This is a genomic window from Acinetobacter pittii ATCC 19004 = CIP 70.29 (genome assembly GCF_000369045.1).
Taxonomy (GTDB): domain Bacteria; phylum Pseudomonadota; class Gammaproteobacteria; order Pseudomonadales; family Moraxellaceae; genus Acinetobacter; species Acinetobacter pittii.
Map to the genome: position 1 here is coordinate 241,139 of NZ_KB849790.1, position 22,597 is coordinate 263,735.

Below are 22,597 nucleotides of genomic sequence, written 5' to 3' on the forward strand. Positions count from 1 at the left end.
CGAAAATAAAAAAGCCTCCGAAGAGGCTTTTTTTCAAAACAGGATGAAATTAATCACCTGTATAACCTTTTAACTTCAAACGAGCAGCATGAAGTAAAGGCTCAGTATAACCAGAAGGCTGTTCACAACCTTTGAAGATAAGATCAGAAGCCGCTTGGAAAGCAATATTTGTTTCAAAGTTAGCTGCCATTGGTTTATACAATGGATCATTCGCATTTTGCTCATCAACAATTTTTGCCATACGTTTAAGCACTTCTTCAACTTGTTCACGAGTTACAATACCGTGACGTAACCAGTTAGCAACGTGTTGAGAAGAAATACGTAATGTTGCACGGTCTTCCATTAAGCCCACGTTGTTAATATCAGGAACTTTCGAACAACCTACACCTAAGTCAACCCAACGAACAACGTAACCTAAAATACCTTGGCAGTTATTTTCAAGTTCATTGTTGATCTCTTCTGCTGACCAGTTTGTTTCCGGTGCAAATGGAGGGGTTAACAAGTCATCTAATGACAACATTTCTTCAGCTTTTAACTGATCTTGACGTGCTTTTACATTTACTTGATGGTAATGCATCGCGTGAAGAACAGCACCCGTTGGAGATGGTACCCAAGCACATGAAGCACCCGCATTTGGATGTGCAGCTTTAGTTGCTAACATATCTTTCATGCTATCTGGTTTTGGCCACATACCTTTACCAATCTGTGCTTTACCTTGTAAACCACATTTCAAGCCAATTGCAACGTTACGGTTTTCGTAAGCAGCGATCCATTTTTGTGTTTTAACAGCTTCTTTACGAACAACTGGCGCAGCTTCCATAGAAGTATGGATTTCGTCACCCGTACGGTCCATAAAGCCAGTATTAATAAAGATTGTACGGTCTTTAGCAGCAGCAATACAGTTTTTCAAGTTTACAGATGTACGGCGCTCTTCATCCATAATACCGATTTTTAACGACTTAGGTGGTAATCCAATCGCCTGTTCAGCACGTTCAAATAACTCTACAGCAAACGCAACTTCTTCAGGACCATGCATTTTTGGCTTAACAATATACATAGAACCTTTACGAGAGTTTTTATTTTCGTTTGTACTACGGATATCAGCAATTGATAACAATGGAGTCACCAATGCATCCATAATACCTTCAAAAATTTCTTCGCCGTCTACCAAAATAGCTGGGTTAGTCATTAAGTGACCCACGTTACGAAGTAACATAAGTGAACGACCATGAAGTTTTGTTGTACCACCAATTAAGTTTTTAATTTCGCGATCTTTATTTAGATCACGAACAATCGTTTTACCATTCTTTTCAATAGATTCTTGAAGTGTACCCTTCATTAAACCTAACCAATTACGGTAACCTTCAACTTTTTCTTCTGCATCGACAGCCGCAACCGAGTCTTCCAAATCTTGAATTGTGGTTACTGCCGCTTCAAATGTTAAATCTTTAACACCCGCTGGATCAGTTTGTCCAATTGGGCTATTTGCATCAATTTCGATAATGACATGAAGACCATTACTTAAAAGTACAACTTCTGAAGGATTTGCTTCTTCACCATTGAAACCAACAAACTGAGCTTCATGAGCTAAACCTGTTTTTGAACCATCTTTCAAAGTTACAACGAGTTTATTTTGCTCAATTGCATATTTTGTTGCATCTGCATGTGAACCTTGAGCAAGCGGGAAAACTTCATTTAAGAAATTCTTAGCGAACTCAATAACTTTTGCACCACGAACAGGATTATATCCTTTACCCTTTTCAGCTCCGCCTTCTTCAGAAATTACATCGAAGCCGTAAAGTGCATCATATAAAGAACCCCAACGGGCATTTGCTGCATTTAAGCAATAACGTGCATTACGTACAGGTACAACTAACTGTGGTCCTGCCAACAACGCAATTTCTTCATCTACATTTTCAGTAGTGATTTGAAAATCTTCAACTTCTGGTAATAAATAACCAATTTCAGTTAAGAACGCTTTATAAGCACCTAATTCAAATTTATTGTTACGGTGCCATTCATCAATTTTTGCTTGTAATTCATCACGCTTAGCCAATAATGCTTTATTTTTTGGGCTAAGATCGACAACAACTTGCTCAAAGTTCTTCCAGTAAGTTTCACTATCTAAACCAGAACCTGGTAAAGCTTCATTTTCGATAAAATCGTAAAGTTCTTTAGCAATCGCTAACTTGCCTTTTTGAATACGTGCAGTCATTGTCTTTCCTGAAGTTGCTACTTTTTATACCAAGAGAATCCTAGTATACCGATTTAAATTAAGCTGAATACTAATATCACATTCCTAAATAGTAAGCATTTTCCCTTGCAAAACTATTGACAAAGATAAATTTTTCTATATAGGAAATATTAAAATTCTAACTAGGATTCCCATCAATTTATTCAATATTTAAAGATACTGAAACTAGACTTTTTGTTAACAGACAAAAAGTTTCACTATCTTGTTTTTCTAAAGCGTATTTAGTTATATCAAACTTTGCTGCGTGAAAAAGCACTATTTAATTAAATTTATCTATTTTTTGTTATAAAAAAGCGCTCAATCTAGAGCGCTTTTCATATCTATTTTACTTAAGAGGTTTTTGTAGCATCAATATGTCGGTGTTCAGAATGTAAATATTCATCAGACTGCATTTCTAGCAAACGTGAACGCGTACGTTCAATCTCAAATGCTAACTTTTCACCTTGATAAATATCAATAATACTATCTTGAGACGTTAAAAGTAATTTCACACCTCGATCGTAAAACTCATCGACTAGATAAATAAAGCGACGAGTACCTTCAGATAAGAAATCTGTCAAATGAGGAACATTACTCACTAGAACCGTATTATAAATATTTGCAATTTCAATAAAATCTGCTGGGCTACGTGGTTTAAAGCAGAGTTCAGAAAACTCACACCACAACACATCTTCTGTATGTCCCAAAGTCTCGACAACACGATTATTAATCACAATCGGCTCTTGAGAATGAGCTTGTGTATGGGTTAAAGCACTAAAACGTTCAGCCATCCAGCTTTGCGCTTCATTCGTTAATGGCGATTTAAATAATTGAGCTTGTTTTAGTACACGCAAACGATAGTCCACACCTGCATCTACATTTAAAACAGCACAGTTCTTTTTAACCATTTCAATGGTTGGCAAGAAACGATCACGGTGAATACCGTTTTTATATAAGCCATCTGGTGCAATGTTTGATGTTGCGATTAATGTCACACCACGAACAAACAATTTTTGGAATAAATCACTCAAAATCATTGCATCTGTTACGTTTGATACAAAGAACTCATCAAAACAGATAACGACAGCATCTTTATAGATTTGGTCAGCTACGATTTCAAGTGGATTACGTTGGCCTGAAAGCTTATTTAGTTCTTTATGAACATGTTGCATGAAATGATGAAAATGCATACGCGTTTTACGGCGAAATGGCACAGATTCATAAAATTGATCCATCAGCCAAGTTTTTCCACGGCCTACTCCGCCCCACATATATACACCTTTAGGTGAAGTTTGGCGACGAAAACGACGGAAAGCTTTTTTTGAGGCTTTATAACGGTTTAAAAGTTCTTTCCATACGCGATCTAATTCTTGCACTGCCTGTGCTTGCGCTTCATCTGCCATAAATTGACCTGAAGCTAAAGCCTCAGCATAGCGTTCTGCTGGGGAAGAAGGTGTGAATGCAGTACTATGAGAAGATTTTAAATTTAACATATCGTTTTATTTCAATTTTAACTGATGAGAGTATAGCGAACATTTTGTTCAACCACATTAGCTTTTAGCATCAAGAGTTACGACGATGACTCTTTTGCATATTGCCGAGGACTCTGTCCAAACCATCGTTTAAATGCATGATTAAATGCCGCCGGTTCAGAATAGCCGAGTAATTCAGCAACAACTTCTATTGAGTATTCCCTATATTCCATAAGCTTCAATGCCTTATTCTTGATAATTTGTTCACGAATTTGCTTATAACTCGTATTTAGCTGTTGCAGTTGATGCCTTAATGTCCTTTCAGGCATTTTCAATGCAAAAGCTGTTTCCGCCATGCTCGGGATAATTCCTTGTTGCAGTTCAAGATAATCTTGCACACATTGTATGATATGTGGAGTTTGATGATCTTGTTGATTTAATCTTGTTATTTCTGCAATACATTTTGATTCATAAATACGATGTGTAATGATATCAGCAGAAGGAATCTTGATTTCAAGTACATCCTTACTTAGGCTAAATGCCGCATATTTACCATTAAAATGCACATCTTCGCCATAATATGCAAAATAACATGACAAAGTATCCATATCAGTAGGCTTTTCAAATGGAAGTTCTATACGCATCGTAGGCATTTGTAATCCCATCATCGTATAAATATCTTGAATAAACTTATAAGTTCCAGAGACTTCACATTGTGCCCGTAACTGACCAATTTCCGTTTTTAAATCAACCGGCAAATAATTTAAAATCGTCCGCTCATCAGTTTCGTATAAAGCTAAGCTACCAAATAAATGCGTAAGCTTTTGATATTTTATACCCTTATTTAAAGCAGTTTGAATATCATTACTTGTGACAAGTAGCATAAGCAATGGGCCGTAACCGGCTAAAGCATAATGCTGTCCAATAAATAAACCCTTTTCAGGCTCTACATTTTTACTAATTATTTGTTGAATGTCCCATTCAAGACGATCATGAATTGTGGAACTCGGGTCTAGAGCATCGACTTTAATACCTATATCGGCCAAACGTGAGTCGACATCAATGCCAGCATTGCGCATTCCTTGAATTAAATAGATTAAACCAAGTATCGACCGTTTCATTCTTCTATCAATTTCCCTAGACTGAAATGTTTTACTATAAAGAAGCAAGAAAATTAATTGCCGAATCTATCAATTTTCACATCGATACAATCATGTTTAAACTGATTAAAAAACGTTAGTCTTGCGTGCAATCCTCTTTTCAGCTTATGCAGGGTTTCCAATGCTAAACGCAAAGCAAGATGCTATTCAAAAAACTAAAATCGCTATTATTGGTGCTGGCTTTGGTGGCCTAGCAATGGCAATCCGTTTACTACAAAATCAACAGCAAGACTTTGTTATTTTAGAAAAATCAAACGATGTCGGTGGAACTTGGCGAGAAAATCGTTATCCAGGTGCAGCATGTGATGTTCAATCTCATATGTATTCATTGTCTTTTGCACCCAAAACAGATTGGACCAAACGCTATGCTGAGGGACCAGAGATCTTTAATTATATTCAAGACATTACAGGGAAATATAAGATTAAAGATTACTGTAAGTTTAACCATGACGTAACTCATGTCCAATATGATGAAACACGTCATGTCTGGATTCTAGATTTTAAGAATCAACCTTCAATAGAAGCGCAATTTGTAGTTTTTGCATCTGGGCCCCTACACATCCCACAAATTCCTGCTATTAAGGGGATTGAAAAATTCAAAGGAAAAGTGTTTCATTCCTCAAAATGGGAACATGACTATGACTTAAACGCAAAGTCAGTTGCATCTATTGGTACAGGTGGTAGCGCAATTCAATATATTCCTGAAATAGCCAAAGATGTTAAACAGCTCTATGTATTTCAAAGAACAGCTGCATGGGTAATACCACGCGATGAGCGCAAATATTCAAGCTTAAGTAAAGCATTATTCAAATCTTCTAATATTTATCGCCAGATTCATCGTAGTCGTCTTTACTGGAGTAATGAATCTCGCGTTGTGCCCATTGTTCAACCTCAAATCATGAAGTATGGCCAAAAATTGGCAGAAGCATTCATCCGTTTTCAAGTTAAGGATAAAGAGTTAGCAAAAAAACTCACACCTGACTTCGTTATGGGATGTAAACGTATTCTTATCTCAAATAAATACTTTCCTACCTTTAACCGAAAAAATGTTGAGCTAGTAACTGATAGTATTCAAGAGATCAAAGAAAACAGTATTGTTACTAAAGATGGTCGAGAACGACCTATTGATTGTTTAATTTACGGTACAGGTTTTATTACTGACCCACGTATTTATTTAAAACATTTCACATGTATCGGACGTAATCAAATCGAGTTAAAACAAGCATGGAAAGATGGTGCTGAAAGCTATTACGGCATTATGACTAAAAACTTTCCCAACCTATTCCAACTGGTAGGCCCTAATACAGTTCTAGGTCATAATTCGATTATTTTTATGATTGAATCTCAAGTAAATTACATTTTACAGCTTATTCGGTTAGTAGAAGAGTCTGGTCAAAAAGCAATTGAGATCAAGCCTGAAATTCAAGACGCTTTTAACGAACGTGTTCAAAAGCAGCTGCAAGGAACCGTATGGCAAGCTGGCGGCTGTAGTAGTTGGTATCAATCTGCCGATGGTAGAAACTTTTCACTATGGCCAACTTACACATGGAAGTATTGGTTAGAAACACGTAAAGTTAAGCCCAAAGACTACTTACTTTTAAATAAAAGCTCACAAAGCTATGCAGCTTAAAATGTTCAAGACATAATAGGTAGGTTGATAACAATCTACCTATTATATGCAATCTCTTTATCTCATTATTCAAATTTTTTTAGCACTTGCTTTCGGTTATTTCCTAGCACCCAAACTATCTCTAAATATCCGACACTTTATATTTAAAATACTGCCCTATTTTTCTTATATTCTTTTAGCTAGTGTAGCTTTGGAATTAACCTTGGCACTTGATCAAATCGAGAATCCTTCTACCATACTTCCACCCGCTATTATAATTGCTCTTACCACGTCTTTTGGTTCGTTCTTTACGTGTTTATTTGCTTATACAATTTTTGATAAACAAAGTGTTAAAGGAAAAATTTCCCTACAACTTTTTGTAAATGCTTTAAAGAATATTACGAAGGCTTTTCTTGCACTAGGTGTCGGTGTTTTATTCGGCGCTATCATTACTCAATTCACCTCTCATATCGCATTTAATAGCTGGTATTTGTTATTACTTTTTATTTTTTTAATTGGTATCGAACTTGCCTTCACCCACTTTAACCGCACATGGTTAAGCTGGAAAATTTTAATTGTGCCCTTAGCTGCTTTTATAGGGTCTTGTATAGCAGGCTTTTTGAATTACTATTTACTTCTCAAGCATTTTACACTTAATGAAACTTTAGCTTTAGCACAAGGCTATGGCTGGTATTCAATGTCAGGGATTTTATTTACGCAATTACATTCGGCAGAGTTGGGTGGAATCGCCTTATTAACCGACTTATTTAGAGAAATTGTTGCTATTTTTCTAATGTATACCATGGGTTGGCGTTTTCCACGCCCTGCTATCTCAAGTGCTGGAGCAACATCCATGGATGTTACCTTAGCAATGGTAAAACAATCATGTGGTACACATTATGTACCACATGCCATGATGAGCGGCTTATTACTAAGCCTACTTGCCCCGTTATTAATTAGCTTATTCCTAAATTTTTAGGTAATTGAAGCAAGAATAGACTTCAACATTTCTGTTGGCTTTTCTGCTTTAGTAATCGGGCGACCAATTACCAGATGCGTAGAGCCATCAAGCATAGCTTGCTTTGGAGTTACAATACGTTTTTGGTCGTCTGCATTAGAACCTTCTGGACGAATACCAGGTGTTACTAAAGAGAAGTCTTGCCCAATTAATTCACGAAGAATCTTAGCTTCTTGAGCTGAACAAACCACCCCATCCAAGCCACTTTCTTTCGTTAAATTAGCCAAGCGCTTTACATGCTCTACAGGTTCAACATCTAAACCAATATCTTTTAAATCTTCACGACCCATTGATGTGAGTACTGTCACAGCAATAAGTTGGGTTTGATAGTTACCCGCTTTTAAACGTTCCACACAAGTTTCCATCATTTTACGGCCACCTGAAGCGTGAACATTTACCATCCATACGCCTAAATCAGCCGCTGCACATACTGCTTGAGCGGTAGTATTTGGAATATCATGAAATTTAAGATCAAGAAAAACTTCAAAATTTTGTTCTTGCAGTTTTTTTACAACAGATGGGCCTTCATGAGTAAAAAGCTCTTTACCTACTTTTACGCGGCATAAAGCAGGATCAAGCTGTTCAACAATTTTTAAAGCGTCATATTGGCTTTTTGCATCTAACGCAACAATGATACTCAAGAGACTTTCTTCCATCATATAAAATCAGCGTTATTATAATAGACAACTCATGAAGGAATAAAGGAATGTAGAGAGCTGCTTTCCAAAATTAAAGCGATAAGATCAAAAGCGTTTATATTTAGAAGAATAAAAGAAGAGATAAAATTTAGAGACATACTACTCTTTACTCATTAATAAAGAGTAGTACGGGGGGGATTATAGCGGAGTAGAATTTTTATCTTGCGGATAAATATCTACAACGGTTTTTTCATGTCTTACATTTGCAGCTGCTTCAGCCGCTGCTAATTGAGCACTTTGGATTTGTTCTTTTCTTAAATGGTCAATATCTTTACGCAGGCGTTTAATTTCCCAACCTTTTTGGAATACTCTGAAAACCTGTACACCAAGTAAAAGACCGACCACTGTTCCTAGTACTAATGTGAGTAGCAATAATAAGCCTAAACGCATAGCTGGAACTTGGGTAAATAACAAATCAACAGAAAGTTCTGTTGGATTCTGCAAAACAAGTGCTAAAGAATAGCCAAATACAACAATAAGCAATGCAATTAAAATATAACGCATAGACACCCCGACTTATAAATTTTATTTATTTCCCAGATTCGTTTACTGCGTCACGAAGGGCTTTTCCGGGTTTAAAATGTGGAACAGCTTTAGCTGCAACTTCAACTGATTTTCCTGTTTTAGGATTGCGACCAACTCTTGGATCACGGTGGTGTAAAGCAAAGCTACCAAAACCACGGATTTCAATTCGATTATCAGTTGATAGTGCTTCTATCATTTGATCAATCATAATTTTAACCGCCTCTTCCACCAAAGGTTCAGCTAAGTGTGGGTTTTTTAGCGCAATGCGTTCAATCAAATCAGACTTATTAAGAGCTTCAGTAGTCATCTACGACCTCGTTATTTATTGCTACTCTATGTCGTTCGATAATAACCTGTTTAAATACAAAACGGTAGCGCAGTATGTTGAATACTAGGCTACCGTTTACAGTAATTTGTATAAAAAGTACAATTCCGTTACATGAAACTGTACTTTGTTAACTTATTACTTCATTTGTGCTTTGATCAAGTCACCAATAGTCTTAGGACCATTGTCTTGACTTGTAGTTGCTGTACGCAAGCTAGCAACTGCTTCTTTCTCTTCAGCTTCGTCTTTCGCTTTGATAGACAAGTTGATAGAGCGAGATTTACGATCAACGTTGATGATCTTCGCTTCAACTTCTTGACCAACTTCTAAGAATTTAGTCGCATCTTCTACGCGGTCACGGTTGATTTCAGAAGCTTTAAGAGTTGCTTCAACTTCGTCAGCTAACTTAACAGTTGCACCACGAGCATCAACTGCAGTTACAGTACCTTTAACTAAAGCACCACGTTCGTTAGCAGCTAAGAAGTCATTGAACGGATCGCTGTTCAATTGCTTGATACCAAGGCTGATACGGTTACCTTCAGCGTCTACAGACAAGATAACAGCTTCAACAGTGTCACCTTTCTTGTAACGACGAATAGCTTCTTCACCTTGCTCGTTCCAAGAAATATCAGACAAGTGTACTAAACCGTCGATACCGCCGTTCAAGCCAATGAAGATACCAAAGTCAGTGATAGACTTGATCGTACCAGATACTTTTTCGCCTTTCTCATGAGCTTTAGCAAACTCTTCCCATGGGTTAGCACGAGTTTGTTTGATACCAAGGCTAATACGACGACGTTCTTCATCAACTTCAAGAACCATAACATCAACTTCATCACCAATCTGAACAACTTTAGATGGGTGGATGTTTTTGTTAGTGTGGTCCATTTCAGAAACGTGAACTAAACCTTCAACGCCTTCAGCGATTTCAGCGAAACAACCGTAGTCAGTTAAGTTAGTTACGCGAGCTTTAACGATAGAACCTTTAGGGTAACGGCTCATGATCGCTAACCATGGATCTTCGCCTAATTGTTTAAGGCCTAAAGATACGCGGTTACGTTCACGGTCAAATTTAAGTACTTTAACAGTAACTTCTTGACCAACTTCAACAACTTCTGAAGGGTGCTTGATACGCTTCCAAGCCATATCTGTGATATGTAGAAGACCATCAATACCGCCAAGATCAACGAATGCACCGTAATCAGTAAGGTTTTTGATTGTACCTGTAACTGTTTGACCTTCTTCAAGTTGAGCAAGTAATGCTTCACGGTCAGCAGAAGATTCAGCTTCCATAACAGCACGACGAGATACAACAACGTTATTACGTTTAGCATCAAGTTTGATTACTTTAAACTCTAACTCTTTACCTTCAAGGTGAGTAGTGTCACGGATAGGACGAGTGTCAACTAATGAACCTGGTAAGAATGCACGAACAGGACCGATGTCAACAGTGAAACCGCCTTTAACTTTACCAGAGATAACACCAGTAACGATTTCGCCATCTTCAAAGATTTTTTCAAGTTTAGTCCAAGTTTCAGCACGCTTAGCTTTTTCACGTGATAAAACTGTTTGACCCATACCGTTGTCAAGAGCTTCAACAACTACGTCAACAGTATCACCAACCTGAACTTCAAGTTCACGTTGTTCATTTAAAAATTCAGCACGGTCAACAATGCCTTCAGACTTTAGGCCAGTGTCAACAGTTACCCAGTCGCTATCGATGTTTACAACAACACCTTGGATGACTGCACCCTTTTCAACGTTGAGGTTTAATTCACTTTCTTCAAAGAGGGCTGCAAAAGATTCGGTCATGATATACCTGATAAATTCAGCGGTCTTGGATCAGACAAGGCCGGTTTAGTTAAGTATCAACATAGTCTTTATAGACTGATCAAGCTATGCTTCAACTGATAATTCTATTTACTAAATAGTACGGCTATCGACATAATCAACCATTAACTTAAATACCTGATCGATCGTTAATTCCGAACTATCAATGATATAAGCATCTTTGGCTGGCTTGAGCGGAGCAACTTCTCGCTCCATATCTCTTTTGTCTCGTGCCTGTATATTAGCTAAAATGTCGTTTATTTTAGCATCTAGCCCCATACCCTGCAACTGTTTTACTCTTCGCTCAGCGCGTGACTCTGCCGAAGCTGTCAGATAAATTTTGGCATTGGCTTCTGGAAAGATAGATGTTGCCATATCACGACCATCTGCAACTAAACCAGGGCTTTGCGCAAAAGCTCTTTGTCTTTCAAATAGTGCCTGTCTAAGCTCTGGAACCACTGCAACTTTTGATGCGTACTCACCAACTCGTTCTGTACGAATTGTTTGAGATACATCTTCGCCATCCAAGAAGACCAAAATCCCTGAGGTAGACGTTTCAAATTTAATGTCCAGTTGACGTGCATATTGAATACATTCATCAAGCTGACTGTCTAATTTCTCTAATAACTCGTGTTTATGTAATGACAACCCTAATAAACGATATAAGGCACCCGAATCGAGTAAATGATATTGATAATGTGCTGCAAGTTTTGCGGCCAATGTTCCTTTACCCGAACCACTCGGACCATCAATAGTAATAATTTGAACTGTCATTGAACTCTCACTAAGAAGCAAATGCTTTAGCTAATCTCGAAAAGCCTAGTGTAATGGCTAGTTTTAACTGTGCAAGGATTAATTTACTGACCACTGGCGCTTTTGCCGTTAACTCGATGCGGTATGTAACTAAGGTAATGTATGGAGTAATCTCAGAAAACTCGATTCTACCTAAATGGTGTTTAATCAAAGGATTTTCTATTAATTTATACTCAATACTTTTATTTTCTTCCAACAATGTAATTTCTTCTTTAAGTGGCTTAATTGGACCAAATCCCATACGTCGAATTGAGCCTAAACCATCAGGTCTTTTAGAATCTGCGGAGTCTTTAACACGCACAACCTGTAAAGGTGCAAAAGCAGTATTGTAAGTTGAATGCTTAGAGAGCAAATTAAATACATCAGTAAGAGGAGCATTAAATTCTTTTTCTACGGTAATTACATTACGCATTGGATCGTCCTTATTAAATAGAATCATGACATTAAAACCGCGTTAGTTTGCCATAAGAGTATGTTAATTTTTAATCATTTAAGGACGTTTTTTGTTGTTTCTCTTGTTTCTTTTGCTCACGTCTTTGTTTAAAAAAATGGCTAAGCTGTTGTGCACATTTTTCTTGTAGACAACCATTCTGAAATGTAAACCTATGATTATAATAACCTTGCTGTAATAACTGACGCGCACTCACCAAAGAGCCTGCTTTAGGTTCTGGCGTACCAAAAACCACATGCTTAATTCTTGCATGTACGAGCGCACCTACACACATAGTACATGGCTCAAGAGTGACATATAAAGTCGTATCTTCAGGTAATCGATAATTTTCTAAAGAGGAACACGCTGCACGGATAGCTTGAATTTCTGCATGTGCAGTTGGATCTAATAAAGTAATTGGAGCATTATAACCAGATCCAATTACTCGATTTTGGCTCACCAGAACCGCTCCAACAGGTATCTCACCCTGCTGAGCGGCTAATTCAGCTTGCTCGTAAGCAAGCTGCATCCAGTATTCATCACTATATTCAGTCATTTACTTTAGTTGATCACACCGTGTTGTCTAAGTAAGGCATTCCAGCTATCAATTGAAGTTACTGGTGGACAATCAGCCAATATACCTCTCAAGCTTAGATCATCACATGGTTTCCATTCAGGTGATAAATCTTTATCAACTAAGCGTGCGCGAACACCTTCCACAAAGTCAGGATGACGTATTTTCCACTCAGAAATCTGAGCCTCTAGATCAAAGACCTCATCCCATGAGTGAATTTGTTTGCCCCATTGCCACAGTAACCAAGTAATTGCCGCGGTACTAGGAGATCCTTTTTGCAAATTCTCACTCGCTTGACGTAACCAATCACTGCTCGCATCACGCAAGCTAACAATAGCTTGGTAGTCTTGTTCAAAATTAAAACCACGGCAAACGCTATGAATTACATCAAGTGAGTTTTGCAATGGACCCGCCGCAACAGGACGGTGCAAACTATTTAAAGTATCATCAATTGCTCGGAAATCCCCTGCAGGATAATGAGCCCAATTAATATTTAAAACTTTTTGCAAAACATTATCACGCTGTGCTTCACAAATATGTGTTGCCCAACCGATGCTATATGCTCCAGCAGCAGTCATGATTGAACCGGTTAACCCCGTAAACAAACCTATTGGACCACGATCTGCCAAGAAACGGCTCGCACCAACATCAGGATATAAACCAATATTAATTTCAGGCATTGCTAAACGTGAATATGGCGTCACTAGACGGAATGGTGCAGCCATAAACAAGCCTAAACCACCGCCCATTACATAACCTTCTCCCCAAACCACAACCGGTTTAGCATAATTATGTAAAAGTAAATCTAAAGCATATTCCTGCTGGAAGAACTTATTTGCGGTATCGACTTCTTGATTTATAACAAGTTGGCGTAATTTTCTAACATCACCACCTGCACAAAAAGCTTTTGGTGTAGTTGAGTCTAACCAAATTGCTTTAACCTGTTCATTGTCACGGAAATCTTCAAATACACGCAATAATGCCGTTACGATTGATTCGTCTAAAGCATGTAACGATTTAGGACGATTCAAACGTACTATACGCCAGCCGTTTTTTGCTTCTTCAACCACCAAGTCCGGGTGATAGTTATTTACATTGGGAGAGTTCATCATGCGTCCAATTGCCAGTCTATGGGCTCAATGCCATGTTGTTTCAAATATTGATTTGTTTTTGAAAACACTTTGCATCCAAAAAATCCCCCTCTATTTGCAGCAAGAGGTGATGGATGTGCGGCTGTTAAAACCAAGTGTTTATCTCTATTTATACGTTGTCCTTTGCGCTGTGCATAAGCACCCCACAAAATAAATACTATATGTTGTCTCTGTTCATTTAGAACATCAATAACTTCATCAGTAAATGCTTCCCAACCTTGCTTTTGATGTGAGGTTGGCTGTCCAGCTTCAACAGTAAGCACGCTGTTCAGTAAAAGTACGCCTTGCGTAGCCCATTTTGTTAAGTCACCATGGCGAGGAGCTGGAATACCCAAATCTGTATGTAATTCATGAAAAATATTGCGCAAAGATGGTGGTAATGCAATACCTTTTTGAACAGAGAAACTTAATCCATTCGCTTGGTTTGGCCCGTGATATGGGTCTTGCCCTAAAATCACAACTTTCACATCAGCCAGTGGTGTGGTATTTAAAGCATTAAAGATCTGTTTACTAGGCGGATATATTATTTTCTGAGCTTGTTTCTGTTGAAATAAGAAATCGCGCAAACTATCCATCTGAGGACTTAATAGAAAAGGTGCTAAAGATCTTTTCCAACTTTCTTCTAATTGAACTTTACTGAGTTTATTTTGCTGTTGCTCAGTTAATTGCATTAATGTCATCCTAGATCAATTTTCAATTCTACAAATAAAATAAGTAATTCGATTTATACTTCGACTTGCAAATCAACTTGAGGATTATTAAATTTAATCCCTTTTTTCAAGTCTTCATACATTTGTGGATTTGCCCACTCTATCTGAATTTGTTCTGAAAAAACAATTCCATCAAGACTTAAAATACCCATTTGTTCGTTTTGAATATCTTCAATAAAACTCTGAGCATATCCAGTATCAGTCTCATGAACAATAACAGAATATACTTCAACATCACCTTCCCCATTTTGAGTGACTGTTGATTGTAAAACTTGCTGAGCTAGATAAAAGAAAATACGTGAAAACTGTTCAGCCGATGGTGAAACAGGTAAAGAAATCCAACGAGCACTAAAAGTCTGACATGCATCAATATATTGAGAATCATCTTTTTCCCAAAAACAAATTGCGTGATCAAAGCTATCGAATAAGTCTTTTATTACTCCTTTTAGGAGTCCAAAATCATAAACCATTTGCCCATGATCTAATTTCGAAGCTTTAAGCAATAACTCAACTTTATAGCTATGTCCATGAATTGATCGCTTACAACGATCCGATGTACAGTTACGTACAACATGTGCATTTTCAAACTTAAATAACTTACGAATTAACATGTGCCAAATCGATCATTCCTTCTAAGAACATTATTATAAAGCAAAAGACAAAAATTTCGCATCACTTTTCAATTAGAAACAATTAGCAAAAAGTATGATAAGACTGATGAAGAAATATCGAATATACACATATAGACAGTTTATATTTACTTTAACGTTTAACTTGGAAAAATTTATAATTACAAACTTCAAAAAACATCTAAAGTAAATAAATCATAACTTTTCAATTAGTTAAAAGGCACTATATTTCTAGAATATACATAAACTTGCTTATCACTGCGCATTAAGGCACTTGTAAACTGTCTTTTTCTATTATTCAACACAACCTCAATTTGTGCTTGAAAAAAGTTCGACTTCACATCTAAAAGGCTATTAACTTCAGTTTTCTTTTGTGGATCAACTGTTGAAAAAGCATTCAATTGCCATAATTCATCAATATTTTGAAAGAACTTTAAATTCTGTTGACGTAATTGAAGTTCTTTTTCTATAGTCCCTAAATCTATTTTTTGATCAATACTCGCTAATACTAATGGCGATGCGGTATTAACATTCACTTTTGTATTTTCAGGTAATGCAGAAATGTATGGTGCGATTAAATCATATTTCTTGCCTTCAAAACCTCTTACCAATTTCAACTCTTCTATACGATGAAATTTAGCATTTGAAGCCAAATAGCCAGAGTCAAGTCCTTCATAATAGTTACTTTCTGCCCCCATAGGGCCGCTTGGTTCATCATCTGGATCTTGCCAATCAATAACTGCTTGACTTAACTCTGCTGGCAATCCTACACGCACAAGCAATCGCTCAAACCAATTTTTAGCAGCTTCGTTTACCTTGCCTTCATTGGTCGTTAAATTGTTTAGATTAAATTTTCCTGACTCATCTAGTAAGCGCCCCGATACGGCTCCATCTTCTATTGGGAAAGGTGGCATTGGCTGAGCCCAGCTTTCCTTTAAATGATCGATGCCACCAGCATTATTTGCATCTTGAATTAATAATTCAGAAAAAAAAGCTTCTGCACTTTTTGCATAGAGTAATGACTGATTTTGACGCATCAAATAACCCGTATTTTCCATCGTATTAGTTTGATGCTTTGCGATAGAGGCAGCTAAAATTGTAGCCAAAGCAACCATTATCAAAATTGTGAGTAACGCTACACCTTGCTGATTTTTTTTATAGAGTAACATTTATTGACCTCCCTGTTTGGAGAGCGATAAATCACCTTGGTTTAAGCTATAAATCCACTCATAACTTACACCTGCAACCGTGAGTTGCATTTTTATTCCTTTTGGCAACTTCCTAAATTCATCAGGTTTTGTAGGGTCAATATTAACTTCAGGCCACTTTGTTACTTCTTGAGGTGTCAAAACCATAATTTGAAATTGTTCAACTTGGCTCAACAGCGTACTTGATAAGGGTTGCTCTCTATTTGAAGTATTTAAGTTACTATATTTAAGGCGATAAAGCTTTTTTTGATCAGGATCATATCGATACTCGATACGCTCAAAAGGTGATAATCCTTGCTTTAATGGATCAGTAACACCCGCCTTACTAAAGCGGAGAACTTGATTATCAATCTCTAAAGCTGGACGTAATTGCCCGCCTTGATTGGCTGATAAAGGTATAATTTGCAATGTATCACGCAAAACTTGTTGATAAGCATCTTGTAATTCAAATAGCTGCACTTCATGTTGAGTATTACGATCACGGACTTTTAGTAAATAATCAAAAACCTTCCAACCCAACAAAGATAAAATAGCAAAAATTGCAATCGCAACTAAAAGCTCAACTAAAGTAAATCCTGAGCGAGGATTAACAAAGCGAAGCTTTGTCTGAGTGCAAGACGAAGAGCCTTGCTCGGAGTAACCCCTCATCATCTGCTCTGATCGTGCCGCAAGACGTGAAGCTGGGCCTGGAGAGCAAAAATATTTATTCTTTATCATTATTTTGCTTTCATTGGGTAATTAAAAAATACCAAGTGAGTAATACCATTTTGAACTTTCCCCTTATCAGAATCATATAAACTAACTTGTACATCTACTTTTTGAACATTTGGACTAATTGTAGATTGCGCAGATTTATCAATCTGCCAAGTCTCACCTTGAGAAGTCACTTGCTTGCTTTGTGTACCTTCGAGCCATTCCTGATTTATTTCCATTAAAGCAACTTCATTCATTGCGACAAACTGTGCTTTTGTTCTAAGAATTGCATTTGAGGTAGATTGAGTATATTGCATTGCTACTTTAGTTAACGCGACAGCCGCCACTGCAAAAATTGCTAAAGCAACCATTACTTCTAATAGAGTAAAGCCTTTAGATTTCATTTATTTTACCCAAATGATCAATTTGTATTTCTGAACCAATTGGTTTTTGTTCAAAGTAAAACTGTATTTTCACAGTTTTAGCTTCACCGTTACCGAACCAGATTAACTGAGGAGCCTGCCCTCCAATTAAATCGGTATTCGTAGCTTTTGAATAGTTTTGCTTATCTAAAGGTTGTATTGTAAACGATACATGTTTAGGCAGTTGCCGCGTAGTAAATTCTGAATATTTTTGCCAGCGATTTTTTAAATCTTGGACCTGTAATTTACTCTGGTCATGATACTCATACAATTCATAAGAAAATGGTGAAACATCTGTTTCACTGAGAGTAGATAAAGCTAAAACACGAGACTGATCAAGCGACTCTTTACCAATCTTATGCATATCAAGCAAAAATAACTCTCTTGCTTGCATCGCTTTCTTTTGGTCAACCCCACCTATGTTGAGTACAACTAGAGAGGTCATAATGGTCATAATAACAATCACCACCATCACTTCTATGAGAGTAAAACCTTTTTGAGATTTAAGTGGTGATTGAGATTTCATATCGACCTAAGCATATTGCTCAACAGCTTGTTTAGGCAAGGCTAAAGCCTGATCAATATAAGCCACTCTTAAAGTGTCTCTTGAACCTAAATATCGTTGATAAAAACTTGAATTGAGAATAGCTGCCGCACCATGAGTTAATGACCAAATAGAAGCAAGATAATCTCGTGTAGGCATACTGCTTTGAATAGATTCTAGGTAGTGGTCTGTCATACGAATGATAATTCGCAATCTCTGTTTACGCACTTGATAAAGTTCGTGAAAAAGATGATGTACGCCTTGAGCAGTGATTGAGAGTTTTTCCTCAATTTGATGGAATAAAACTGTTCGCTCAGGATGATGTAAATGATGCAACATGAAAAAAGCCAAATGCTCTGGAAAGGCTTTTTCAGTATCTTGAACCATTTCAAGTAACATACGCTCATTACGAATAATCAACAGCATGTACAACTCATCTTTACTTTGAAAGTGTTTGTACAAAGTTCCTTTTGCTAAATCAAGCTCAGCAGCCAAGACATCGAGTGTCATTCCGGCTTCGCCATTTTCTAGCAATAATTGTTCCGCAACCTGAAATATTAATACTTCTCTTGCTCGGAACTGAGCCTGACGATCCATCTTCACGCAATTACTCTCTTATATAGTTTCTATAACCTAAATCGCTTTTAGCAAGTTCTCAAAATTTTGTGAGGTTATCATTGCAATTTCCTCAACCGATTTATCATATACATCACTGAGCGCTTTGGCTACATAAGGCACATATTTTGGTTCATTTGTTTTACCACGATATGGGACAGGTGCTAAATACGGGCTATCTGTTTCAATTAAAAGGCGATCTAGTGGAACCTGTTTAGCTACATCGCGCAAATCCTGTGCATTCTTAAATGACACAATACCGGAAAAAGAAATGTAATAACCACAATCAAGCACAGCTTTAGCAGTTTCCCAATCTTCAGTAAAACAATGCAGAATCCCATGTGTTGAGTGTTCAGCACGGATAATATCTACCGTATCATGCTTTGCTGATCGGGTATGAACGACAACTGGTTTTTTTACAATTTTTGAAGCTTGGATATGTCTTGCAAAACATGCTTTTTGCTCTTCAATAAAATCAGTACTGTGATAATAGTCCAGTCCAGTTTCACCTAAAGCCCATACTTTTTCTGATTGAGCCAATTCAACCAAATACTCAGTTGTTGCACGTGCCATTGTGCCCACATCCTCACAAGGGTGTACACCTACCGTATAACCAACATCTGCATGTTTATTTGCAATTTCAGCCAATGCAATATGGTCATCGAGATCAACGGAAATTGCCATAAACTTAGACACTCCTTCTGCTCGCGCCGCTGCAAGCGCAAGGTCCAGATCACCGTTATAAGGCGTTAAATCTAACATCGTTAAATGGCAATGCGTATCAACAAACACTTTTCTTTCCTATTTAATTACATCGTATAACTTGGACGGTCTAGAGACATACTACCAGCCAAAACTCGTTCTGCCTCAGTTTTATAGTAAATTCCCTTATCTCCGCTTAACTGAATAGCAAAACCTTGGGGTTTAAATCCACTTTGTTTATGGGAGATCCAGATTACTTTGCCTGTTAGAGGAATTTTTTGAGACTGCTCAGGCAAAGTCGCTAAAATGAAAATTTCTTGTCCCATCTTTACCTTTTGTTTTGATGGTACGAATAGGCCCCCACCTTGCACATATCCCATATAGCTTGCTTGCAAAGTAGCTTTATCAGGAATATTTACCTGAATAATTCCCCCCATTTGCGGCTGCATAGTTTTCCCCTTAAATATTCATTAACGTTATAAATAATTGATCAATAATAAGTTGGCTTTGTACATTTTGTTCAACAAGCTTTTTTGCTTGCTGTAATTCACTATAAATATTAAATAAGCTTTCTAAATCATAATATGGGCTTAACTGATCAAAATCTAAATCAGTATTTTTCTGTGGTTGGGTTAGCTTGACACAAATTAAATCACCCAATAAGTATTCAAAAAGCATTATAAAATCATTAAAATTTAATTCTTTTTGCCATTTGCCTGAGAAAAATAAAGGCATATTTTTTTGAGCAACAATTTTAAGCCAATCATTTAAGAAAACTTGCCTTTTCGCAAACCAGTCACTTTGAGCAATTTCTATTGCTTGTAAAGGCATATCATTAGATAAGCCAAGCAGTAAATCGGGCTGCACTTCCGCAAGTTCAGATAAATGCTCATTCAAATAAGAAGTAGCTTGCTCATATGAAATACGATCTAAAGCGAAATGTTGCAATCGGCTACGAATAGTGGCCGGTAGTTTAAGATAGTGATCAGCTAATAAAATTAAAACAACACGCTCGCCTGGTTCTTCTAAAGTCTTTAGCAAAGCATTTGAAGATGCCAAATTAAGTGCTTCTGCAGGCTCAATCACAATAACGCGCCAACCTTCTCCCGTTTGTTGTACGAAAGGTAGTAAGTCACGGATCTTTTCTATTTTAATTTTTGCATTCTGTTTTTTATTTTCTTCATCCGTTGTGATATGAACATAATTGGGATGAGTGTCTGATTTTAACCATTGGCAACTACTACATTCACCACAAGGGCCCTGCGGCTGCTTATTTAAACAAAGTACCCATGCCAAAAACTGCTTAGCAAAAGCATGTTTTCCACAACCTTGCTTGCCGTAAAATAAGAGACCATGTCCAATATTGGGAAATCTTGTTGTCAAGGTGTCCCATGTTGTTTGCTGCCAAGGATAAACCTTTGAAGTTACATTCGGATTCATTAAAAATTAACGCTTATTCAAAAGATTCAACAGGCATACTATTTAAGCGATCAAGATCAGCTTGAGTGTCCACACCTGGTGGTAAATTGGCTTCGGCTACAGCAATTGCAATTCGATGACCATTTTCCAAAACACGTAATTGTTCAAGGCTCTCCAACTTTTCAAGCTTCCCCATATCCCATGTTACGTATTCTTGTAATAAGTTCACTCGATAAGCATATAAACCTAAATGACGAAATGCTTGTGAATGTAAAGTCGGTTCATCATGCTTAGCCCCATCTCGATCATAAGGAATGGTAGCCCGGCTAAAATATAAAGCTTCATTTTGTTTAGACATGACTACTTTTACAATACTGTCACGCTGGAACTCATCTAAGGTATGAATCGGCTCACACAACGTAGACATTGAACAATTTGGTTTATCAACCAAAAGTTCTGCAACTTGCCGAACAAGTTGAGCTGGCAATAAAGGTTCATCACCTTGAACATTTACAATAATATCGTCTGCATCCCAACCCTTAATGCGAGCCACCTCACTTAAACGGTCTGTACCCGAAGGATGATCTGCACTGGTAAGAACTACATCAATTCCATCTGCACGGCAGATCTCAGCAATACGTTCGTCATCTGTTGCCACGCACAAATCATCAAAACCTTCGACTTTTTTTGCCTGATCCACTACACGTAAAATCATAGGACGGTTATGAATAAGCAACAATGGTTTACCTGGCAAACGCGAACTTGAGAAGCGTGCTGGAATGACGATGTGTTTCATTTTTTCTTCCTAAGATAATTGAATATCAAGTTCTTGCAATTGCATTTTTAAAACCTGATAACACTGTGTAGACAGCACAGCTGTAACAGGAACTACCCAAATAGATTGTTTAAATTCAGGATGTTTTTCAAGTAACGGTAATAGTTTAACTGCATCTTTTTCAGTTGTAATAAGTGGCAGCTCATCATTAAAAATTAAATCATTGATTGTGTAATCATGATGATCTTGAAAGGCATGCTCTTCGAATTGCTTCAACCCTAGATCTTTAAGGGTTTGATAAAACCGTTGAGGAAAGCCAATACCCACTACAGCATGATAATTATTCTCAAGATTAAAGCTTGGTTTAGAATTAGATAAAGGGTTAAGTAAATATGGCTGTCCTGTCTCGAGATACATGTTTAATTCTGTAGCAGGTTTATGAGTATGCTCAATCACTGTTCCAGTTTCTAAACGTTCAACAGGCTCTCGCAGATAACCTTCAGGTAATAGTTTTTTATTCCCTAAACCACGATTTTGATCCAGTACAATCCACTCGATCTGTCGATCTAATGCCCAATGCTGCAACCCATCATCACTAATAATCAAATCTATTTCTGATGACTCAAGCAATAACTCTATTGCGGCCTGCCTATTAGGACCTACTGCCATTGGTACACTTGTAGCCTGAACAATTAATGCTGGCTCATCCCCAGCTTGAGCTACTTGGCCGCCCGAGGTAACCAGCAGTGGAAAAGGACCATTACCCCCATATCCCCGACTAATTACCCCTACTTTTACATTATGCTGCTGTAGATAATTCACCAGTTGTATTAGCAAGGGAGTTTTTCCGCTTCCACCTACTGTGATATTACCTATAACCATCACAGGTACGGGCGCTTTATAAATTTGCTTAAAACCTGAATTATAAAGATTACGATTTAGTAAAAACCCAGCCCGATACAAGCAAGACAATGGACGTAAAGCAATCAACCAACTCGATTGTTTATTCCATGCATTCTGGATCAGCTGGACTAATGACATG

At 37.4% G+C, this 22,597-nt stretch carries 25 protein-coding genes; 2 read left to right on the forward strand and 23 right to left on the reverse strand.

Annotated elements, in window-relative coordinates; all coding sequences use genetic code 11:
• Positions 1-49 precede the first annotated feature (49 nt).
• The 3 genes from glcB to F928_RS13720 form a co-directional block, all read right to left on the reverse strand.
• Positions 50-2,215, reverse strand: a complete 2,166-nt coding sequence (glcB, locus tag F928_RS13710; RefSeq protein WP_005076266.1) for a malate synthase G — start codon at positions 2,213-2,215, stop codon at positions 50-52.
• A gap of 368 nt (positions 2,216-2,583) precedes the next feature.
• Positions 2,584-3,726: a cell division protein ZapE gene (zapE, locus tag F928_RS13715; RefSeq protein ID WP_002117902.1), complete on the reverse strand. Its 1,143-nt coding sequence runs from the start codon at positions 3,724-3,726 to the stop codon at positions 2,584-2,586.
• 77 nt (positions 3,727-3,803) lie between these two features.
• Positions 3,804-4,826, reverse strand: a complete 1,023-nt coding sequence (locus F928_RS13720; RefSeq protein ID WP_002117929.1) for an AraC family transcriptional regulator — start codon at positions 4,824-4,826, stop codon at positions 3,804-3,806.
• A 121-nt stretch (positions 4,827-4,947) separates the two neighbouring features.
• Here F928_RS13720 and F928_RS13725 point away from each other — a divergent pair, with 121 nt between their 5' ends.
• Positions 4,948-6,495 (forward strand): flavin-containing monooxygenase, encoded by a 1,548-nt coding sequence (locus F928_RS13725; protein ID WP_078210396.1) that lies wholly within the window; start codon positions 4,948-4,950, stop codon positions 6,493-6,495.
• A 46-nt stretch (positions 6,496-6,541) separates the two neighbouring features.
• On the forward strand, positions 6,542-7,453 hold the full coding sequence (locus tag F928_RS13730) for a LysO family transporter (protein ID WP_005076270.1): 912 nt from the start codon (positions 6,542-6,544) through the stop codon (positions 7,451-7,453).
• Here the strand turns inward: F928_RS13730 and pyrF are convergent.
• The 20 genes from pyrF to lpxK all read right to left on the reverse strand — a co-directional run bounded on the left by pyrF (position 7,450) and on the right by lpxK (position 22,596).
• Positions 7,450-8,148, reverse strand: coding sequence for an orotidine-5'-phosphate decarboxylase (gene pyrF, locus F928_RS13735; protein ID WP_023187898.1), 699 nt, complete (start codon positions 8,146-8,148; stop codon positions 7,450-7,452). The genes F928_RS13730 and pyrF overlap by 4 nt on opposite strands.
• A gap of 180 nt (positions 8,149-8,328) precedes the next feature.
• On the reverse strand, positions 8,329-8,694 hold the full coding sequence (locus F928_RS13740; protein ID WP_002121360.1) for a lipopolysaccharide assembly protein LapA domain-containing protein: 366 nt from the start codon (positions 8,692-8,694) through the stop codon (positions 8,329-8,331).
• 25 nt (positions 8,695-8,719) lie between these two features.
• Entirely contained in the window at positions 8,720-9,022 is a 303-nt protein-coding gene (gene himD / locus F928_RS13745) for an integration host factor subunit beta (protein ID WP_002121337.1), read from the reverse strand.
• A gap of 156 nt (positions 9,023-9,178) precedes the next feature.
• On the reverse strand, positions 9,179-10,852 hold the full coding sequence (gene rpsA / locus F928_RS13750) for a 30S ribosomal protein S1 (RefSeq protein WP_002121348.1): 1,674 nt from the start codon (positions 10,850-10,852) through the stop codon (positions 9,179-9,181).
• A gap of 111 nt (positions 10,853-10,963) precedes the next feature.
• On the reverse strand, positions 10,964-11,644 hold the full coding sequence (gene cmk, locus F928_RS13755; RefSeq protein ID WP_002121478.1) for a (d)CMP kinase: 681 nt from the start codon (positions 11,642-11,644) through the stop codon (positions 10,964-10,966).
• A 10-nt stretch (positions 11,645-11,654) separates the two neighbouring features.
• Positions 11,655-12,095, reverse strand: a complete 441-nt coding sequence (locus tag F928_RS13760; RefSeq protein ID WP_002121449.1) for an SRPBCC family protein — start codon at positions 12,093-12,095, stop codon at positions 11,655-11,657.
• A 70-nt stretch (positions 12,096-12,165) separates the two neighbouring features.
• Positions 12,166-12,669, reverse strand: a complete 504-nt coding sequence (tadA, locus tag F928_RS13765; protein ID WP_002121378.1) for a tRNA adenosine(34) deaminase TadA — start codon at positions 12,667-12,669, stop codon at positions 12,166-12,168.
• A gap of 5 nt (positions 12,670-12,674) precedes the next feature.
• A complete protein-coding gene (gene hibch / locus F928_RS13770; protein ID WP_016803061.1) occupies positions 12,675-13,799 on the reverse strand; it encodes an enoyl-CoA hydratase/isomerase family protein in 1,125 nt (374 codons plus the stop codon).
• A complete protein-coding gene (gene ung, locus F928_RS13775) occupies positions 13,796-14,509 on the reverse strand; it encodes a uracil-DNA glycosylase (RefSeq protein WP_002121342.1) in 714 nt (237 codons plus the stop codon). The genes hibch and ung overlap by 4 nt, the downstream gene beginning before the upstream one ends.
• Before the next feature lie 53 nt (positions 14,510-14,562).
• Positions 14,563-15,159 (reverse strand): 6-pyruvoyl trahydropterin synthase family protein, encoded by a 597-nt coding sequence (locus F928_RS13780; protein WP_002121363.1) that lies wholly within the window; start codon positions 15,157-15,159, stop codon positions 14,563-14,565.
• A gap of 227 nt (positions 15,160-15,386) precedes the next feature.
• Positions 15,387-16,346 (reverse strand): type II secretion system minor pseudopilin GspK, encoded by a 960-nt coding sequence (gene gspK / locus F928_RS13785; RefSeq protein WP_005076277.1) that lies wholly within the window; start codon positions 16,344-16,346, stop codon positions 15,387-15,389.
• A complete protein-coding gene (gspJ, locus tag F928_RS13790; RefSeq protein ID WP_005069530.1) occupies positions 16,347-17,102 on the reverse strand; it encodes a type II secretion system minor pseudopilin GspJ in 756 nt (251 codons plus the stop codon).
• A complete protein-coding gene (gene gspI / locus F928_RS13795) occupies positions 17,102-17,482 on the reverse strand; it encodes a type II secretion system minor pseudopilin GspI (RefSeq protein ID WP_005069533.1) in 381 nt (126 codons plus the stop codon). The genes gspJ and gspI overlap by 1 nt, the downstream gene beginning before the upstream one ends.
• Positions 17,472-18,026 carry a type II secretion system protein gene (locus F928_RS13800; RefSeq protein ID WP_005069534.1) on the reverse strand — a complete coding sequence of 185 codons (555 nt, stop codon included), beginning with the start codon at positions 18,024-18,026 and terminating at the stop codon, positions 17,472-17,474. The genes gspI and F928_RS13800 overlap by 11 nt, the downstream gene beginning before the upstream one ends.
• 6 nt (positions 18,027-18,032) lie before the next feature.
• Positions 18,033-18,641: a TetR/AcrR family transcriptional regulator gene (locus tag F928_RS13805; RefSeq protein ID WP_005069536.1), complete on the reverse strand. Its 609-nt coding sequence runs from the start codon at positions 18,639-18,641 to the stop codon at positions 18,033-18,035.
• Positions 18,642-18,677: 36 nt separating this feature from the next.
• Entirely contained in the window at positions 18,678-19,451 is a 774-nt protein-coding gene (gene ycfH, locus F928_RS13810; protein WP_005069538.1) for a TatD family hydrolase, read from the reverse strand.
• Between the two features lie 17 nt (positions 19,452-19,468).
• Positions 19,469-19,810 (reverse strand): PilZ domain-containing protein, encoded by a 342-nt coding sequence (gene pilZ / locus F928_RS13815; protein WP_002121335.1) that lies wholly within the window; start codon positions 19,808-19,810, stop codon positions 19,469-19,471.
• 10 nt (positions 19,811-19,820) lie between these two features.
• Entirely contained in the window at positions 19,821-20,801 is a 981-nt protein-coding gene (gene holB, locus F928_RS13820; protein WP_002121362.1) for a DNA polymerase III subunit delta', read from the reverse strand.
• A 13-nt stretch (positions 20,802-20,814) separates the two neighbouring features.
• Positions 20,815-21,576 (reverse strand): 3-deoxy-manno-octulosonate cytidylyltransferase, encoded by a 762-nt coding sequence (kdsB, locus tag F928_RS13825; protein ID WP_002121419.1) that lies wholly within the window; start codon positions 21,574-21,576, stop codon positions 20,815-20,817.
• A gap of 9 nt (positions 21,577-21,585) precedes the next feature.
• The gene (lpxK, locus tag F928_RS13830) at positions 21,586-22,596 is read right to left on the reverse strand and encodes a tetraacyldisaccharide 4'-kinase (RefSeq protein WP_002121338.1); all 1,011 of its coding nucleotides are present in this window, start codon (positions 22,594-22,596) and stop codon (positions 21,586-21,588) included.
• Position 22,597: the final 1 nt, after the last annotated feature.